Origin of the sequence: Pseudobacteriovorax antillogorgiicola (genome assembly GCF_900177345.1) — a bacterium.
GTDB classification, from domain to species: domain Bacteria; phylum Bdellovibrionota_B; class Oligoflexia; order Oligoflexales; family Oligoflexaceae; genus Pseudobacteriovorax; species Pseudobacteriovorax antillogorgiicola.
Genome location: NZ_FWZT01000020.1, coordinates 45234 through 63440, shown reverse-complemented (window position 1 = coordinate 63440; position 18207 = coordinate 45234). Strand labels below are relative to the sequence as shown.

Here is an 18207-nt window from a genome sequence, read left to right as displayed (position 1 = left end):
CCCAAAAATGCCCTTATCACAAAAGGCAATTCATAGATCGGCAACAAAGTTAAGCCTCCATAAAGCTTTTTACTGGCTGGTTCATTCTATATTTATAAACAAGAAAAACTCACCGTCGAGGAGGCCGTGAGAACCGCTGAGTGTTTCGAGTATTGCCATTGTCTTGATCTTGCAATTACAGTCCAGCACATGACCAACTGCTAAAATCAATCGCCCTCATAAGGCACTCACCAAAAGAGGTATTTATGTTAAAGCACGCTCTACCAATGGCTATTATAGCGAGTATCATCAGCTGCGGAAGCGACACCAGCGAGTCCGACAACACAGCTGCTGACCAAATCCAGGTAATTGATGGAACCCAATCTCAAACTCTAGCACAGACTCGAAGCTCTGACTGTACCAATCGGTTGCAAGACTGGTCTCAAGGCCCTGCTGCCTGTGTGGTGATCCGCGATAACCGCGCGCTACTCGTTCGCGTGCCTTATGGTAGCAATCCAGGCTGGGATTTTCCTGGTGGCTATAACAAAGGCGGTGAGTTTGCATGCCAAACAGCGGAGCGTGAAACTTGTGAAGAAAGTGGTTACGCAGTCCGTGCTATCGGCAAGATAAGTTACAACGTCTTTCTTTGTGAAGTTGTCGCGAGCAACGCCTGCCGCCAGCCTGTAGATGAAGGCTTTTTAGAAAAAGGCTGGTTCAATCGTAATGATATCGAAAGGCTTTCCTATCGCGGTGGTAGCTGGGGCGATAAAAAGGGCATTCTTCGCTCAAAATTAGGCTGGTAGACTCGATCTTGGCGAAAAACTCAGACACGCTACGGTCCGTCGCCAAATTTCGAGATCGATATTGATAGGCAGCTCACATAGTAGAGAAGTCTCCAGGATTCGATTCTGGAGACTTTTTTATAGCCACATTGACTTACCAAAGATGATAGAAGCGCTGTTACCAGAGAATTACCTCTCCGATCTCTGCGATCCGCCATTATTATGGATTGCGCCGAGCCATATTTTTCATAAAAATGAATCTAAACACCAATTTATTATCCGCGAAACCTGTACAAATTGACCTTCAGAGTTTATAGTAGCGAGCTTTGTCGGTTTGGACGCAGAAAAGGATCTTATTTCCATGATTACAACACAGGACCTATCCCTCAATTTCGGGAACAAAAAGCTCTTCGAAGAGGTCAACATCAAATTCACTCCTGGCAACTGCTACGGGGTTATAGGCGCTAATGGGGCTGGAAAGTCGACCTTTCTCAAAATCCTATCGGGAGAAATCGAACCGACAACGGGTCAGGTATCCATCGGCTCACGGATGCGCATGTCTGTGTTGAAGCAGGATCATTTTCAGTATGACGACGAGCAAGTTTTGCAGACCGTGATGCTTGGCAACGAACGCTTGATGACCGTGATCAAAGAAAAAGACGCCATCTACGCCAAGGGCGAGTTTAGTGAGGAAGATGGTATTCGCGCGGCAGAGTTAGAATCAGAATTTGCCGAAATGGGAGGCTGGGAAGCCGAATCTGAAGCAGCAACCCTACTGAGTGGTCTTGGCGTTAGCGAAGAGCTTCATCAGAAAAACATGTCGGAGCTTAAAGATAAAGACAAGGTAAAAGTCCTCCTAGCTCAAGCTCTTTTCGGCCAACCAGATATCCTCCTCCTTGACGAGCCTACCAACCATTTGGATGTGATCGCCATTAAGTGGCTGGAAAACTTTCTATTGGACTTCGATAAGACTGTTATCGTTGTATCTCACGATAGACACTTTCTAAATCAAGTGTGTACTCACATGGTCGACATCGACTTCCGCAAAGTGAGCCTCTATGTTGGTAACTACGACTTTTGGAAGAAGTCCAGTGAACTTGCCCTAACACTGCGCTCCAACGAAAACAAAAAGCGCGAAGATAAAGCTAAGGAGCTTGAAGCATTTATCCGACGTTTTAGTGCTAACGCTTCGAAATCCAAACAAGCTACGGCAAGAAAAAAGCAGCTTGAAAAACTCACCTTGGACGACATCCCTGCCTCGACAAGAAAATACCCCTACATTAAGTACGATCAAGAGCGAGAAGCTGGTGATATCCTGCTAGAAGTTAAAGGTCTAACAAAAGAGATCAACGGCGAAAAAATTCTCGATGACGTGAGTTTCGAAGTTCAAAAAGGCGATAAAATCCTGCTTGTGAGTAACTCTGAACTTGCTATCTCGACTTTGTTTGAGATCTTGATGGGACACGTTGAGCCAGACGATGGCAGCTACCGATGGGGTGTGACCACCTCCCAGTCTTATATTCCAAAAGATTTCAATGATTTCTTCGAAGGTTGCGACTTAAACCTGATCGACTGGCTCCGTCAGTTTTCAGAAGATCAGTCGGAAAACTTTATCCGGGGTTTCTTGGGCCGGATGCTTTTTTCGGGGGAAGACACCAAGAAGCAGGCTAAAGTCCTTTCTGGAGGGGAGAAAGTCCGCTGCATGTTATCTCGCATGATGCTTCAGAATGCCAATGTGCTTCTTCTGGACCAGCCCACCAACCATTTGGACCTTGAATCCATCACGTCTCTTAACAACGGCTTGATCGAATTTAAAGGAACGGTTCTGTTTGCGACTCACGATTTGGAGTTCGCAGAAACTGTGTCCACCAGAATTGTAGAAGTTGGAAATAAGGGTGTTACATTCCATGATGTGAGCTTTGGCCAATATGTGGAAACTCGCGGTGCAGAGCTAGCACAAATGCAAAGTTAGAGAATCCTTCTAAACCTCTCTTGACTTTTTGCCGAGGATTCTCTCGGCTCATTGTCTAGAGGGGGGACAGAAATGCTTACGACAAGCCAAGGGGCAGTTCGCCTTTTCCAATCAATCACTATTCTTAGTATCACTAGTATTTTCACCCAAGGGTGCGCCCAAGGCCCGGAACTGCTTAACAAGCGAACACCAGCGGTCAGTAGAGATCTGGCGTCCACAGCAGCTCGGCAAAGCTATCGGATTGTGAAGTCCTTCGACTCCACAACTGTCGGTGAAACTGAGGTTGAGTTCAGTGCCAGCTATCGAACAGCCAAGCAGTCCATAGTTTTAAACCGCAAGTACGAAGTGGTGCAGCAAGACTTTCAGCAGATCACACGCCCGGCTCACCGGGACGACTTTACCCAAGGAACCCTTGGCAGCCGCGCGGAGGAGGCCTTCTCGCAGAACGACTTCGGAATCCTAGACCTTCTTATCATTGTCGACAACTCTCATTCCATGCAAGAGGAGCACGAGAAGCTTGCAGTAGAGCTGCCGTCACTCCTAAGCAAGGTTTCCGGTAGCGATTGGCAGATCACAATAACGACCACCGATCCCGCAGATGGCTGCTTTACAAAAATAATAAGAAAAAGTGATCCCGAGCCAGAAGCCGATTTCGCGAAAGCAATCCTAGATACTGGAATCGCAGGCACAGGGGATGAAAGCGGCTTCTTGCAGATTGCTAATGCCTTGAACTGTTCTGGTGAATGGCTAAGAGATAATTCCAATTTAGGAGTTCTCATTGTAAGTGACGAAGATAATTGCAGTGATGGCACTCTGTGCGCTAACGATGAATCTGAAAGTGCGGAAGTCGATTACGTCACCGAGAAGCTAGCAGCTTACCGAACTCTGGGGGAAGACGTTCGGATCTATGGCTTGTTCTGGAAACCCACTGACACGATTGACCAATGTCCATCAGCTTTTCGTCCTGCCTACCTTTACCAGGAGCTAGTTCGCCAGAGTTCTGGTACCAGCGGATCGATCTGCGACAGCGACTATGGACCTACCTTCTTAAGTATATCTGAAGATCTTTATGGCAAGCTAAAATACCAGTTTCCATTGCGGGAAACTCCCTTGCCAAAGTCCGTGGCGGTGCTTGTTAACAATGTGGAATTCAACGATGGCATCGTGATCGATGGTAAAACGGTTCGCTTCAACGAAGCTCCTCCGCGCAATGCTAGCATTAAGATCAGCTACCGCTATGGGGAGTCGAGTATGAAAGACAGTTTTACTCTTAGCTCCGAACCAGATCTGGCAACGCTGAGCGTCACCGTGGATGGAAAAGACCTAGAAAGCATTGAATTCCAAGTCATTGGCACCGAACTCCATTTTAAAACACTCCCGGGAGAAGGCTTGGCGATCGAAGCTCAGTATCGCGAGAACATCCCCTTGCCAAGCGACTACGCATTATCCCATCAGGGTGAGCTTAAAGACCTTAAGGTCCTCGATGACAATCTACAACCTATAGCCCATAGCCACGATCAGGTAAGCGGGATCATTCGCTTTCCCAGCCCTCCCTTGGATAGCGTCCGATACTCCATTAGCTACCAGGTTCCGGGAGATCCAATTCTCAGCTATCCATCGGGATTTAGCGAAGATCACCTCGTGATGGACCTATATGCCTTTGACCCCAGCGATGAAAACCGCACATGGGAAGTAGATTATCAGGACAAAGCCTTTCATTTTCAAATTGATGAGTTCCAAGAGAACCGGAAAATCACTATTCGCTATCGGGACCCCAGCGATAGCAATAAGACCTTCACTCTTCCTCAAGCTCCTTTACCCGAAACAGTCATGGTTAAGGCTAACCAAGCAAGCTGTGATGGTAGCTCATTTGTACTTGAAGGTAGCACGATCAAGACAAGCTGCCCCATGATAGAAGGGGAGACCTTATCCGTTCGCTATCACTACATTATGGATCATCGCCAAGAGTTTGAAATAAATGGGGTTAAAAATTTAGAAAAGAGTGTTTGGACAGTTTTTGTTAATGATAAGCCTGAAAGTAATTTTAAGCGGCAATTAAATAGAATTACATTCGATAGACCACTGCCTCTTCAAGCTAAGATCCGGGTCGAGATTTTAGGAAAGATATAGCGTCACTCGTGGGTTTATTAATTATTAAGGGGAGCAAAACTCGACGATATTTAATGGAGCGTGATCTTGGATAGACGGCCTTATCCCAGATCACCGCCTAGCATGGGGTTTATCAAGGTTTTACATACTTTTAACTGGACATATCAATCCTCGCTATACACCCCCTTGTCATTGACGCAAGTCCCTGCCCAAAAAAAATTGCTTACGTTAAAGTCATGTAAAAATCCTGATGTCTGCCCCATTATTCTGGCTAATGCGCTACGATTCCTTGCAATTTTCGTTGACTTTGGGATCATGCTTACATTACAGATTTAAGTAGCCTATCCGAAAACATTGAAAGCTTTTTCGCCTCAGCACACAGGCGACTCATGGAGGATTTATTATGAGTGGGATGGTAACTAAGGAGCATTTTCCAGAGCTAGATCCGCTAAGGTATAAGGCTTACCAGTTTTTATCTAGCCTAGAGATTGAACCTTTAATCGAAGATTACACCGGCGTCGTCAGTATCGATCTTGCCAATGCATCTGGTGACGAACCTATTTCCTGGTACAAGCAGGCAAAGAAGATTAAGCGTCTCATCGCCGCTAGCGCTGATCTAAAGCTCCAAGCTTTGGGCTGCATTATTCTTTTGGAATCGCAGCTCTGCGAATATGCTGATATCGAAACTGAAATTGAAACTGTGTTCTCAGCTCTATCTGGTGGCCACTTTGAAACCACCTGCTCACGAGTTGAAGATCGAGCTTTAGCTTGCCTTCATGGCCTGTACCTGGCTCACCTTTGCGATCGCGAAGACGAATTTCCAGACTGCCATCGATATTTAGAGGCAATGCTAGTGCAAAGGGGATTTAACCACTTTAGCAAGAAGATTCACGCCCATATTTTTCTCTACTATTTTTCCCGGTTGATAAGCAGCTTTCCATACTTGAGCTTTCAGTGGAAGAAAGAACTTTGCTTGTCTCTAGAGGAACGCCAGCTACCTGGAGATACAGTAGACCTGAGTTCAACTCAGATATGTCGGCAGCTTATGGATATGAAGACCGATAGTATCAATGAAATCATAGGCGGGCGACAGCAGGGAACTGGCTGTATCCCATACGATGGCGAGATCATGGTATCCGGCGCCGACGTGCTCACCACTGCCTTTGCATTTACGGCCCTCAATACCAAGCGACTCTAAGCTCTCATGGCTGTTGGGCCCGTAGCCAGCAGCCACCTCCTTTCCCGCAAGTTTCACGAAGCAAAGTATGCAAAAGGCCTAACTTTATTCAACAGTTCCCAATAAAATGATTGCCAGTAATCAATCTGATAACATTTTACAAAAAGTTTCCATTTTTGCATTTTATTTCAATGCCTAGAGCGCTTAGTATCACGCTTCTTCGAAAGTTTTTACGTTTGGGTAGAAAGGAATCCAAAGATGCTGATCGACGCCGTGATTCACGCCATTGAGACATATCTTGCCGGGCATCCCAGTCGTAGCCTCCGCAACCTTTCGAGGCGAAGTGGAGTGAGCTATTCGACCATTCGTCGCTTGATGCAGCGGGAGGTGATGCAACCATCTATCGAGAACACGGTGGTTCCGATTCTTAGCGTCTTCATGTCGAGCCAGAACGTTGCTGCTGTCATCAAGGAGTATGGCGGCTCCCTAGCTACAATGTGGGATCAGAACAAGCGCACCTTTCAGCAGTCCCAGGGCATTGACTGGGAAGACATCGATTATCAGATTATTCTCGAAGCCAGGCGTTCCGAAGGAGTCACAAGGGAAGCGATCTGTAGCCGCTACGGTAAACTCATTGGTGCTCCACGGCTAGAGTATCTGCTCGATCAAGGGGTCCTCAGGCTCGACAATGGCAACTACTTCGCCAGCAGTGACTTTGAACTCGATCCTAGCCCCATTAGCATCCTAAAAAAAATTCGTGCCATCGCCAAAAACTTCGATACCCAACACCTTGGCAAGGGCGCATTCTTCGATTACTTTGCCGGTTCAGTATCACAAGATGGCTTAGAAAGAATCCGCACTGCCGCCCGCCGATTTGTAGCTGTTCTAGAGGAAGAGGGTGCGAAGGATGTTTCCCAGGATAACGAAATTATGGTATCAATTGGGTTAGTCGCTGACTTTCTTGAAAATGAGGACAAAGCACCATGACAAGACTACTAACCATTGCCTTGCTATGCCTACCTGCGTTCAGCTACGGCGGCAACGAGCATTCAAGTGGCGGCCTAATGCTTGCCTACCCTGAATACAATGTCACCCTTGAGCTTGACCAACCAGATTTCCGAGAAGCGCTACGGGAAAGTATTCTACAAGAAACCGTCACCATCAACGAAGAGGTTCTCACGGTGGATTCGGTATCCATCTCTGATCAAGTCATCAAGGCGAGACAGGGTGATCAGGCCCTATTGATCCGCACTAAACTAAACGACTAGCCACCTGTTTTTGGAGAAGGGCTGAATCATTTTGCCCTTTTCGAAATCAGTCCCTATCTCCAGCACCCGTCCCCCCTGAGCCGCAGATTCGTCCCAAGTAAGATTTTTAAATCATGATATTTATTTAACTTAGTTGATGATTAGGAAATAAAGCCCATACTTTTCGTTCTTATGCCGAACACTTGCTTTGTCTTGGCCAGAGCAAAGGTTGCAGATAGATGTTTCGATCACAACAAAGCATATCGCAAAAACTCATCACATTTTGTGCCATCGTATCAGTGGTCGGGTTTGGTCTAGTCTTTCTTTCATCACTGATCCAAAACTATCGATCCAACTTAGAGCTAGCCCAGCTGAAGATGATTGAGCAGGTAGATGTCATCGAAGAGCACATCTCAGATCAGATTGAAGGGAAAGCCAAAGATGTTTTATTTCTAGCTCAAATCCCGGCAACGATCCAGATTTCGCAACTAATTGCCAGCAATCGGGAAAATATAGACCGAGACCCACAACTGAGTTATTGGACCCAGCAGCTAGGTACTACATTTGCAGCCATGCTGAAGACCAGGCCCTCTTATCAACAGATTCGCTATATTGGGCTAAATAATAGCGGAAGGGAGGTCGTCCGTGTCGATCGCAACGGCTCGGAATTCAAAGTCATTTCAGGCGACGCACTTCAAGAGAAAGGCGATCGCTACTATTTTAAAGAAGCCCTTAAGATTGAACCCGGCGATGTATATATTTCTCGGATCGATGAGAATTACGAAAATGGTGAGGCCACTGGCGTTTGGACGCTAAGACTGGCAACTCCAGCCTTCCACCAGGGCCAAGCGGTCGGTATCTTGGTTGTAAACAGTGAATTTTCTTCCATCTTCCGCGGCATTGAGCGAGGAGGCATGGGAGCTTTTTCCTATACAATTTCAAACTCTGAAGGCAAGATTCTTTTAGCTAAGGGCCAGGGAAGCTCGTCTCAAAATCAAGACCAAACGCCCTTTAGCAGTTCCCAGTTGCTTAAAAGTTTTGTTCTTGGAGTCGATGAGATTCCAGAAAACAAACTCACCCTGCTTAGTGAACCAGATGCCAGTTTTATTAAGCGACGCTTCAAGCTATCGGCGTTTGATTCAGAAAATTATGTCAACCTGGGAATATTTTTACCTCACAGATTTCTGTTTTCAAGCTTAGGGAACCGCTTGCTTTTACCTGGCATATTTTGGACATGCATCATCATTGGGGCCCTCTATGTTAGTATCCGATTCGCAAAATCAATTACCGATCCGATAGAACGGCTGATCAAGTACATCAAAGACATCTCGCATGGCCATATACCGGACGGCTTGAAGCAGTTTCAAAGTGATCCTGATATTCAAGCACTCGCCACTGCCATTCATGAGATGGCAAAGGAAGTCAAAAATCAGAATATTGAAATTCAAAGAAAGCAAGAGCACGTGCTCAAAATATCTCATTTTAAATCAGAGTTCCTGGCAAATATGAGTCATGAAATCAGAACCCCATTAAACGGCATCATCGGCATGTGTGAAGTGTTAGAGACCAAGATCAGAGATCAATCTGAACCGCGCCGTATTTTGAACGTTATATCATCGAGCAGTGAAACTTTACTGGCGGTGTTAAACGATATTCTCGATTTTTCGAAAATAGAGTCGGGCGAGATATCTATTGATCCTATACCTTGCTCCATTACCAAAACCATCGGTCACCTGGTCGAGTTGCACAACTCCATTGCGTCCGCCAAAGGCGTCCCCATTGAAGTCAAGACGGATTTTGACGAACTCGATATGGCGGTTCTAGATCCGGTGAGAATCCAACAAGTCGTCGGTAATTTGATTTCAAACGGAGTAAAATTCACAGAGAATGGCAAAGTTCTTATTGAAATCACAAAGGTTGGCACAGCCCACCGTGACGAACGGCTTAAAATCGTCGTTAGTGATACAGGTATTGGCATGACACCCGATCAAATTAAAACTGTATTTCAGCCGTTCAAGCAGGCAGAAGGCTCTACCACAAGGCGTTTCGGGGGAACAGGTCTTGGCCTTTCCATCGCAAAGTCTCTCATTGAGTGTATGAATGGGATGATCTATGTAAAAAGTAAATTAGGCCGGGGCTCCCAGTTCTGTGTCGAAATTCCAACCAAATTCAGCCGCGAGAAAGTGCTCCAAAAATCTAAGGCTGACGTTCAACCCATCCAGCGCTACCCCCAACTTAAAGTACTCGTAGCGGAAGACAATGCTGTGAATCAGATCGTGATTGAAACGAAACTCAACGGCTTTGGCATTCAGCCAAGGATCGTCAATAACGGTTTAGAAGCAGTCACCGCCGCTCAAGAAGGCAACTTCGATCTGATACTGATGGACTGCCATATGCCTGTGATGGATGGGTTTCAAGCGACAATAGAAATTCGAAAGACATTCTCCAAAGATGAACTAAACATTTTTGCTCTCACTGCCAGCGTCCTACAAGCTGATATTGAGCGCTGCTTGGAAGCAGGCATGAACGAGGTCTTAGCCAAGCCGATTCGTAAGGAAACCCTAGCCACTCATCTGGCCAAGATTGATCGTCAGCAAAAAGAACAAGCTGCTTAACTTAAAATCTAGAATGGTCATGAAGCTTAGGATGATTCTTTGAGCTGGCTGGACTCATGTTCTTGAGCAGAGGCCTTGCGGTTAGTAGCATTGATACCATATTTTAGATATTCATACTGAGCATTGTAAGAAAGCGAAAGCTCCTGAAAGTAATCGTTTTTCCTAAAGGATAGTGGCGATGTTACCTCGCCTTTGGCAACCGACAGCATATGACGGTTGAGGCGATGCATAGGCCCCGCAACTCGATGACTTAGTACCAAACCAAAGCCCGATAGCAAAAAAAAGTAGAAGACCGACAGTCCGACCAGTAGTTGGTTCATAAAAGACTGTTGTTGGCCTAGAAAAACATAGAAAACATGGCTTTCATCAAGGCCAAGGCTCTTGCCTCGCTCCGCAAACGCCCAGAAGAAGTAGTTGCTCGTCAGAAACACTGTGAGAATCACAGCGAGTGCAATCCCGATGGTATAGGCGATGAATCGAATCTGAAAACCTCGGTTGATTAGGTACTTTCGCCGAAAGAATGAGGTTTCTGGATAATTCTTCTTAGTCATGACCTTCCCCTGTTACTGCAAGCTCCTTAAAGTATAACAGAAAAGCATTTGGTATTCGTAGGTACTCGTGCCACTGTTCCGCTGGAAACCCCTCGCCGACTTATGGTCATGGCTGAAGTAAGCTTTCAGATTCTGCGATCAATCTATTTTCATAGGTAAGAATTCTACTAGATCTTTGTATATATTGCGATTTTCAGGTGAAAGGGAGACATGCTCAGATATAGTTTTCGAACGCCGAACAAGACAATGTGATGGCTCGTCGAGGAAAGAATGGTGAAAAAAATGCATTTGCTAGTGGTTATGCTGATCGCTTGGACTATGGTGTCTTGTAAGGATCAAAGCGTGGAGCCAAGCTCCAAAGACTCTGATGAATCAAGCACGAGTACTAGGCTACAGGAAGCTTGGCAGAACTCCCTTAGTTCCGATGAAAAAGACCTTTTGTCTAGTGCCTTGGAGGGAGTGTCCAAAGACCTCATCAAAGGGGAACTGAACGGGCAAATCATCCCTATTTCTGTGGAAGCAAACCAGCTCCATCTAAGAGAGGGACACGATGATGACATCGTCATCACTTTTAAGCGCCAAGACCTTCTCCACTACCCTTTGATGTTAAGCATGAGGATTCACAAAGACTCGAAAGCAGGCACCGACGATGTGGTGTTGGAGCCAAGTAAAAATATCCTGTTTGGAAAAGACCAGGACCAAGTAGAAATCGTTTTACCCTTGAAAGACGACTATCAGGTCGAAGCTCGTGAGATCTTGCTACTTGAGTTCAAGGCACCGACTTATATGGAGCTAAGCGAAACCTCATTGGCTTTTGTTATTGATGACAACGACCAAGTCGATACACGGCAAGGCTTAGCCTTTGAACTCAAAGCTGACGAGGAAAGTCAAAGTTTTAAGGATCACGGTCCCGAAAACCTTATCGTTCTCTCTGAAGGCGGTAGCCCCCAATTCCAAGCGAGTACCAAGGGACGACAAGGGCGACTAGCCTTCGATGGCAAGGCTGATATACTTACAGTGCTCGATGATTCTGTCTTGAATTCCGCCGATCATTATCTCGCCAAGACGATGATTGTCGGGTTTCATACCGGTGCTGACGTTCAGAGGCGACAGGTCATTTTTGAACAAGGTAGCATCTTACGCGGCATCAATATCTATATTGATCATGGGCAGTTATTCCTAGGTGCCTATAATTTGGCAAATGACGATGCAGGTGCCAGCACCCCGTGGGCACCGACCCATATTCAAACTGGAATTGTTCCGAACGCCGAATACCTAGCTGTGATCGAACTCAATGCCAACGCAAAGACCCTAAGCGCCTGGCTCAATCGCCACGAACTCGGTGCACAACATGGGGTTGGCAAGCTATTCGGCCATCAAGGTGGCATTGGCATTGGGGGGGCCCATCAAGAGATCACGTTCCATGATGGAGCTGCTAAGATAAAAAATGGCTACTTTTTCCAGGGACAAGTCGCCTACATAGCTGCTTACAACCGACTCCTTAATGAAAACGAGCGAGTTAGCATCGAAAATAAGCTCTGGCAAGAGACCATGATTTCGGACAAGAAAAATACTCTATTCACTCACCTTAAGGACGTCACCATCAAGGAGGGTGAGCGTGAGAAGATCGCAATGGAACTGGAACTTCAGTTCCCACCTCGAAAGCCGCTAGTGGTAAGAACCAAGATCGGGGGCCATCCGAGTGCGGAACAGGAAGTTTCCGTTCCAAAAGAAATTCAAATTGCAAAGCATCAGATGCGAGTGCCGTTCTCTATTGAGGTACAAGATAACAGCCGGCCAGAGTTTGAGAAGCATGTCGCCATTGAATTTATGACTGACGAGGGTCTTACACCCATATCAAGCCTCAACTTAAGAATTATCGATGACGAAAGCTTCAAAGAAACCACTCCTGCCGCTCACTGGCTTTCTGTAAGCGACGACGGCCTCGTCAATCATGGTGCAAGTCCCCTGACTCTTAAGCCTAAACCAAAACTTGAGAAACCCCAGCCAGTGATGGATAAGGAGGGCTATCTAGCCCACCTTCAGTTTCAAGGCAATCAAGTTCTTTCATTTCAGGAATCAAAAATCCTCAATCGAGATTCCTACTATCGCACCAAGACTTTGGCCTTTGCCATTAAAACTGGTGAGGATGTCCAAGGGCGGCAGATGATTTACAAGCAGGGTGATCACCTGCGGGGGCTGAATATATACATCCATCAGGGCATGATCTATCTTATGGTCTTCAATCAGAAAAAGCTAAGATATCACAAGGCTTGGGGTAAGCACTACCTCAGCTACCCTATCGAGCCAAACCACAACTACACAGTGGTCTTTGCCTTCGACTCCGATAAAAACCGCCTGTTGGCTTTTATCAATGAGCAATTTATCGAGAATACCCAAGCGGAAATTGGCCCCTTACCACGCCACAAGGGCAGCATCGACCTGGGAGGCTTGACAGGACCCACCAGCTTTCACGACACCGATGCCCTGGTTCCAAGCTTTTTTAAAGGCCGTATATCGGAGATCTTTCACTACAACACCTTTCTGAATGACGAAGAGCTGGATAGCTTGAGCCAGTACCTCATCAATAAGTATCGCCGGGATCGACTCGCTGCCCGCCGCTAGTTGAAGGCCCCATTAGCTGGGCTATTTATGTAGAAAAAGGCTTTCTAATGAGGCCTTATCCTTCTATCTTTACTGAATGAATTGCCTCCCACTAAAGTAATTACCCATTCTAACCGATAGGGACTACAGCCCTATTCGCGCTTACGCTTGCTAAAATATATTGTAGAGGAACACATGAAGCTTCAGCTTGTTGTCGCTCTTATTGCCACCCTATGGATCAGCGGCTGTCAAAACTTCTCCCAGTTCGGTAAGACCGACCGTCAAGAGGCGGTTGAGAAAACCCAGCAGCTTAATAACTCAACCAATCGCCCTTCAGAAGACAATGGCGGCTTGCCTGGATACATGATCCACTGCGACCATACCAAAGTCAGTAATCTTGAAAGCGATATCGACTGCTCACTAGTGCAGAATGGAAACCCCGTTCCTGTTGAGCAGGCATTTGAAAACTGGATCGTCTCCGTTGAAGGCGACTATCAATCGACCTTTGTCAAACGTGATCCAAGAAGTGCAAAGTATTCCTTCGGTTTTACCAATAAACGCCAAAGTGAATCGTTTGCCACAGTCGCTAATGCCTCGACCATGGTTTTTGAGGGAATCCTTCGAGAACAACGGCCACTTTCTCTCAGAGTGCCCATGGCCCAAACCATTCAGGCCGAAGAAACCCTTGGCTTTCGTTACCTAAGGCTCGATATAAGGTCGATTGAACTGTCTGAGTTTGTCAACCCACCACAGACCACAGCCTGCGTTCGATACCTCGAAGCCAAGGAGCAGGGAGTATGGCAGAACAATGTGGTTGAGGGTGATGTGTTCCGCATCGGTAACTATATCGTCACCCCCAACGCAGGTTTTGATGTGGAAGGGGTTCACCTTGCTTTGATCGACGACATTGCCTACTGGGAAACTGAGTTTGCAAGCTTTGGCGTCGCAGAGCCATTCAATAGCGTGAATCAAAATAATTGGTTTAGCCTTGATTTTGGCCAGGAAACAAAGATTGAAGGAATTCGACTCAAGGCTGATATTATCGACTACCCGGTCGGCGAATGCGTCCCGGATGATATCGAGATAAGTGTTTCAAATGATGGCAGAACATGGCGCTCCATCCAGCGTTACATCATCAATCAGCCGAGTCAGCAAGGCCCCTGGATCACCATCGACTGGGGGATATAATCATGGCTTGGCGTTACCAAGATTTCCTATCTATAAAAGATGATGTTCGCCACGAGCTGCAAGGAATACAAGAAGAGCAAGGTGGCGATGCCAAGGTTCATCACTGCCTGGAACTCATCACCCAACTAGAGCATGGTGTTGAGCTAGACCAGCTGCGGCGCTTGGTCTATATTCTTTGTCTCTTAGCTCATCACGTGCGATATGATTGCTTAAGCCCTGAAGAAGTCAAAAGCCTTTTCGATTTGTCATCCACCTTGCTGCAAGTCCACCGAGTTATTCCCGGTAAGGGCAAGCTGTCTGTGGTATACGGCGATATTCACCTATTAAAAAGTCAGCTATATTTGAATGAAGGTGAGTTCTGGCTCTCCACCTGGGAGCAAGAGATCGCCAACCAATCGACCTATCGAGTCGCCCCCGGTGGCGACACCTTCAACGACTACTTGATGGGAATGAAAGCCCTGCGCTTCGGCGATGCCTCTGTAGCCTATGACTATTTCTGTAAGGCTGAAGAGGAGAAAACCAAAAGTTTTTTTGACAACTCGCGCATTGGCCGCGTGCGATGCCTCAGGCTGGCAGCTCGGGCTGATGAGGCTAAGTCCCTGATACAAGATACCTTATCTGACCCATCCATCGACCTATCCGTGCGTCACGAGCTGGAATGGGAGCTGGCGTGTATCAGAATCCAAGAAAAACAGTCTCTCGATGGCATTCGTGATCTCACAAAACTCGATGAAAGCCACCACCAAGCTAGCTACCTCATTGAAATGTTCTTTTGGGCTAGTTCCGTGAGCAGCTACCGGTGGCTCCGCCAAATGGCGAAGATTCGGACACTGGCTCGCAAGAAGGATTTGCAAATCCGCAAAAAAGGTCTGGCTTATAAGATGGCTCTCATTATTGAGGGCGCCTACGATGATACTGTGCCATTGACCATGCGCATGAAAAAGATGGAGTTTATCTTCAAGAACGCTCGTCGCCTCCGCAATGTCGACAAAGAGCTACTGATCTGGCTGTCTCTTTGCCGTTGGCTAGAAAGGCAAAAGATGACTAAAATCGCATCGATGGCTCTTAACGAGTATATGGCCCTTTCCAGAAGGCTTTCTGGCGGAACCTGCGACGATGTCTTAGGAATTGCTCAGGACCTTAAGGATTCATTAGGTCCACACAGCGAAATCGTTCCAGATAAAGAGGAATCCGTTTCCTAGCCCCCAGAGCTTGAAGAGCTTCTAGGCACGACCTTAAGTGGCCTTCAGCCCGCAGCTCATCTGATTTCTTGGTGGCTATTGCTTTGAGAAAGTCAAACTGCGCTAGATCAAAGATCTGAGTTTCATTTGAAACATATTCATCAGCTAGCGTCTTAGCAGTAGAGAAGTCTCCCTGTCTCATAAGAAGTTCCAGAGTTAGGCAGATCGTTAGCTGGTCGCAGTGATTCTGCTTCATCCCTAAAGCCCTTTCAGGCGTTGGCACCTCTAGCAACTCATGGAGTTTCTTCCAATACCGTCGCTCAGAGGTTTCGGCGAAGATCTTCATGGAAGTCTTAATCATTTGCCCAAGCTCCACCCAGTCACCGACATCAAGGGCTAAGAGAAGCCTGAGCTGAAAGTATCGAAAACGCCCTTTAGCATCAGTTGATTCAAGGAAGTATTCGAAAATCTGCTGGAGAATGACCTTACTTTGATAAAAATCTCCGTACTGCCAATAAAGTTCTGCCTGCCACAGAAACACGTTTGGGGAAAGCTCTTCCTCAGACTCAAGGCAGGAATGAATCTCTCTTAGTAGAACCGATAAACTCAAGCCACTTTGAAGTGCCACAAGAGCATCCAATTTTGCCTGTGCACATAGACCCGAACCGTTGTCCTGCTTTGCCAAAGCTTGCGCTATATCAAGGTATTGCTTGGCTTGCTGATGTCTGTCGCAGCATCTTAAATACATGGCAAGTTGTGAAAGATGGTAGGCGAGGTCACGGTGAGGCCTCTCAAAATCTTGGGCAGCGACCCACGACCCTCGAATAAAGTCTGGGGAGCTTTTATCCAGGCAGGTGGCAAAGTCCTCGCTGTTCAGAAACTCTCGATACCATGTTGCAAGTCTGCCTTCTTGAAAGGATTCCATGACGAGCTCAGATTCATCACATTCTAGATAGGCAACGAGAGCCTCAAGATTGCTCCGCTGGATACTTTTAACGTGGCCATTGATCCACCGCGACACTGTTATGCGGGATACTCCAAGATGATAGGCGAGCCAGTCTTTCTTAAGTCCGCGGGTTCGGACGATTTCTTTTAGTGAGCGACTGTTGATTGGAACAGTTTCTTGCTTCACCGTCACACCATCCCCCTTTTTCATCGTGAGACACAATAATGGTAGGTCTTCGTCCTTGATTATTCCCCGCAGAATATTCAGCAGGGAGAATACGATGATGACTTTCCTCCAGGCAAGTTATTTCACATTTTTTTCCGCGAAACAAACTGAGAGAAAAGTCTCATGGGTTTGTCTGTGCCAAAAACCTTCGATGGCCCATGCCATCCAGCATCGAACGACCCAATGTGTCGCCATTTTTGACAAGTACCTGATGCTTAGACTGATTCAGAGAGCCTAGGCTCTCCATTAACCGGCCAGATGATGTCGGCTTTCTCATGCTCTATATGCCTCTATAAGCCTCGATTTTGAATACTTTATATATAAGACCATAAGCCTCATCAAGTCGCTGTCCTTGAGATCCATGGAGCACTTGGCATCATCCTTGATCGAACAAGTTCGACTGTATGTCATTGGCGAAAGCCATGGAATTTCTGCGATGGGCCGTCGTCTTCACATCAGCTTGGCGACTTGTTAAGTCTCGCGCATTGCAAGAGATTTTCTTAGCTCGACCCTATTGCTGGCACGATTCTTACGGATCTGTAAAACTTTCAGCCAGGGCTGTTAACTTCCTAACAGTGTTCAATCCTTGGACACTGGGATCGCCTTTATTTTTAATAGTTTAGCTTTGGCAAGACCATTGCTCTAAGAAAAGTATCGAAGCCGTACTACGGTGGGGACCAAGGGCTTGGCTTCGAATCTTGGTGTGGACCAAGGACTCTCCTTTCAGCCAACGATGGTGGGGACCATGATTATCTTGGTGGGGACCAAGGACTGATCATTCAGCTCACCGGTGGGGACCAACTTTTCCTTAGTAGGGACCAAGGACTGAGTTTTTACGCTGTCGAGACAGAAGCTTGGTGGGGACCAAGGTTTTCTGCACGGACCTCAAAGCACCCGTGTTAAGCGATTTGGTGGGGACCAAGGACTGACACAGCTAAGGGGGCCAAGGACTACTCTGGGGGCGATCATGGAAATTAAGCAGTTAGACAATGAATATCAAAAGTACCTTTTCTTAAGAGAGTACAATCAGCGCGCGAAGATGAATGTTCCAGCCGAATACATCTTTGATTGCCAGGTGTATGGTGCTTTTATTGATGGCCAGATGGTCGGTGGATTCGCATTCGCGTTGGGGCAAGACATGGCTTGGCCTCAAGTTCTTCCCGATTCTCAGAACTTCTTTCATGCCGTTCCTCAAAAATTCTGCCTAGAAATCAATCTCGTGTGGGCCAAAGGCAAGCTTCATGACTCCTATCAGTTGATGATGAAATTTTGGCTGACCGTCACCCACTATGCCGGCTCGATCTCTGATATCGACTATATTACCTTCGCTGTGGATGCTCGGCACGAATACCTTGTTCGCCTTTACGAACGACTTTCCCTGGGACGCATCTACGAGGGGGATGTTCCGAAATACCCTGGACGCCGCGCTGTGGTCTTTTACACCAGTCCATTTCGCTGTAAGTATGCAAAGTACTTTTGCATTCGCGAATTCTTTATTCGCTATAAAAGAAAGCAATGCAAATCCAGAAACCGCGAAGAAGCTCTAGAGACAAGTTTTTTGCCAACAAAGGCATCATAGATCTTTTAGGCAAGATATCCTTCTTTACGTTATTCTTTTCAAGGCTTAGCAA

At 46.7% G+C, this 18207-nt stretch carries 14 protein-coding genes; 11 read left to right on the top strand and 3 right to left on the bottom strand.

The window, feature by feature from the left end; genetic code table 11:
- The first annotated feature begins 245 nt into the window (after positions 1 to 245).
- The 7 genes from B9N89_RS22380 (at position 246) to B9N89_RS22350 (ending at position 9881) form a co-directional block, all read left to right on the top strand.
- Positions 246 to 782: an NUDIX hydrolase gene (locus tag B9N89_RS22380; RefSeq protein ID WP_200820768.1), complete on the top strand. Its 537-nt coding sequence runs from the start codon at positions 246 to 248 to the stop codon at positions 780 to 782.
- Positions 783 to 1122: 340 nt separating this feature from the next.
- A complete protein-coding gene (locus tag B9N89_RS22375) occupies positions 1123 to 2733 on the top strand; it encodes an ABC-F family ATP-binding cassette domain-containing protein (RefSeq protein WP_132323013.1) in 1611 nt (536 codons plus the stop codon).
- Between the two features lie 72 nt (positions 2734 to 2805).
- Positions 2806 to 4863: a hypothetical protein gene (locus B9N89_RS22370; RefSeq protein WP_132322905.1), complete on the top strand. Its 2058-nt coding sequence runs from the start codon at positions 2806 to 2808 to the stop codon at positions 4861 to 4863.
- 382 nt (positions 4864 to 5245) lie between these two features.
- A complete protein-coding gene (locus B9N89_RS22365; protein ID WP_132322907.1) occupies positions 5246 to 6040 on the top strand; it encodes a hypothetical protein in 795 nt (264 codons plus the stop codon).
- Between the two features lie 237 nt (positions 6041 to 6277).
- The gene (locus tag B9N89_RS22360; RefSeq protein WP_132322909.1) at positions 6278 to 7006 is read left to right on the top strand and encodes a hypothetical protein; all 729 of its coding nucleotides are present in this window, start codon (positions 6278 to 6280) and stop codon (positions 7004 to 7006) included.
- Complete coding sequence (locus B9N89_RS22355; RefSeq protein WP_132322911.1) at positions 7003 to 7287, top strand: hypothetical protein; 285 nt, start codon at positions 7003 to 7005, stop codon at positions 7285 to 7287. The genes B9N89_RS22360 and B9N89_RS22355 overlap by 4 nt, the downstream gene beginning before the upstream one ends.
- Positions 7288 to 7505: 218 nt before the next feature.
- Entirely contained in the window at positions 7506 to 9881 is a 2376-nt protein-coding gene (locus B9N89_RS22350) for an ATP-binding protein (RefSeq protein ID WP_132322913.1), read from the top strand.
- A gap of 26 nt (positions 9882 to 9907) precedes the next feature.
- Here B9N89_RS22350 and B9N89_RS22345 read toward each other — a convergent pair whose 3' ends face one another.
- Positions 9908 to 10432, bottom strand: a complete 525-nt coding sequence (locus B9N89_RS22345; RefSeq protein WP_132322915.1) for a hypothetical protein — start codon at positions 10430 to 10432, stop codon at positions 9908 to 9910.
- 273 nt (positions 10433 to 10705) lie between these two features.
- Between B9N89_RS22345 and B9N89_RS22340 the strand changes: the two genes are divergently transcribed.
- From B9N89_RS22340 to B9N89_RS22330, 3 genes are all read left to right on the top strand, one after another.
- Entirely contained in the window at positions 10706 to 13057 is a 2352-nt protein-coding gene (locus B9N89_RS22340; RefSeq protein WP_132322917.1) for a hypothetical protein, read from the top strand.
- 174 nt (positions 13058 to 13231) lie between these two features.
- Entirely contained in the window at positions 13232 to 14224 is a 993-nt protein-coding gene (locus B9N89_RS22335) for a discoidin domain-containing protein (RefSeq protein ID WP_132322919.1), read from the top strand.
- 2 nt (positions 14225 to 14226) lie between these two features.
- Positions 14227 to 15426 carry a hypothetical protein gene (locus B9N89_RS22330; protein WP_143478243.1) on the top strand — a complete coding sequence of 400 codons (1200 nt, stop codon included), beginning with the start codon at positions 14227 to 14229 and terminating at the stop codon, positions 15424 to 15426.
- On the opposite strand, the gene B9N89_RS22325 is transcribed toward B9N89_RS22330, so the two are convergent.
- Positions 15365 to 16543, bottom strand: coding sequence for a helix-turn-helix domain-containing protein (locus tag B9N89_RS22325; RefSeq protein WP_159455562.1), 1179 nt, complete (start codon positions 16541 to 16543; stop codon positions 15365 to 15367). The two genes, B9N89_RS22330 and B9N89_RS22325, sit on opposite strands and share 62 nt — an antisense overlap.
- Positions 16544 to 16697: 154 nt before the next feature.
- Complete coding sequence (locus B9N89_RS31500; RefSeq protein ID WP_159455561.1) at positions 16698 to 16853, bottom strand: hypothetical protein; 156 nt, start codon at positions 16851 to 16853, stop codon at positions 16698 to 16700.
- 690 nt (positions 16854 to 17543) lie between these two features.
- On the opposite strand from B9N89_RS31500, the gene B9N89_RS22320 reads away from it, so the two are divergent.
- A complete protein-coding gene (locus B9N89_RS22320) occupies positions 17544 to 18155 on the top strand; it encodes a hypothetical protein (protein WP_132322925.1) in 612 nt (203 codons plus the stop codon).
- Positions 18156 to 18207: the final 52 nt, after the last annotated feature.

Excerpts from the sequence above, each read along its gene's own strand:
- B9N89_RS22380 (WP_200820768.1), top strand. The coding sequence starts at position 246 with ATGTTAAAGCACGCTCTACCAATGGCTATTATAGCGAGTATCATCAGC.
- B9N89_RS22375 (WP_132323013.1), top strand. The coding sequence starts at position 1,123 with ATGATTACAACACAGGACCTATCCCTCAATTTCGGGAACAAAAAGCTC.
- B9N89_RS22370 (WP_132322905.1), top strand. The coding sequence starts at position 2,806 with ATGCTTACGACAAGCCAAGGGGCAGTTCGCCTTTTCCAATCAATCACT.
- B9N89_RS22365 (WP_132322907.1), top strand. The coding sequence starts at position 5,246 with ATGAGTGGGATGGTAACTAAGGAGCATTTTCCAGAGCTAGATCCGCTA.
- B9N89_RS22360 (WP_132322909.1), top strand. The coding sequence starts at position 6,278 with ATGCTGATCGACGCCGTGATTCACGCCATTGAGACATATCTTGCCGGG.
- B9N89_RS22355 (WP_132322911.1), top strand. The coding sequence starts at position 7,003 with ATGACAAGACTACTAACCATTGCCTTGCTATGCCTACCTGCGTTCAGC.
- B9N89_RS22350 (WP_132322913.1), top strand. The coding sequence starts at position 7,506 with ATGTTTCGATCACAACAAAGCATATCGCAAAAACTCATCACATTTTGT.
- B9N89_RS22345 (WP_132322915.1), bottom strand. The coding sequence starts at position 10,432 with ATGACTAAGAAGAATTATCCAGAAACCTCATTCTTTCGGCGAAAGTAC.
- B9N89_RS22335 (WP_132322919.1), top strand. The coding sequence starts at position 13,232 with ATGAAGCTTCAGCTTGTTGTCGCTCTTATTGCCACCCTATGGATCAGC.
- B9N89_RS22330 (WP_143478243.1), top strand. The coding sequence starts at position 14,227 with ATGGCTTGGCGTTACCAAGATTTCCTATCTATAAAAGATGATGTTCGC.
- B9N89_RS31500 (WP_159455561.1), bottom strand. The coding sequence starts at position 16,853 with ATGAGAAAGCCGACATCATCTGGCCGGTTAATGGAGAGCCTAGGCTCT.
- B9N89_RS22320 (WP_132322925.1), top strand. The coding sequence starts at position 17,544 with ATGGAAATTAAGCAGTTAGACAATGAATATCAAAAGTACCTTTTCTTA.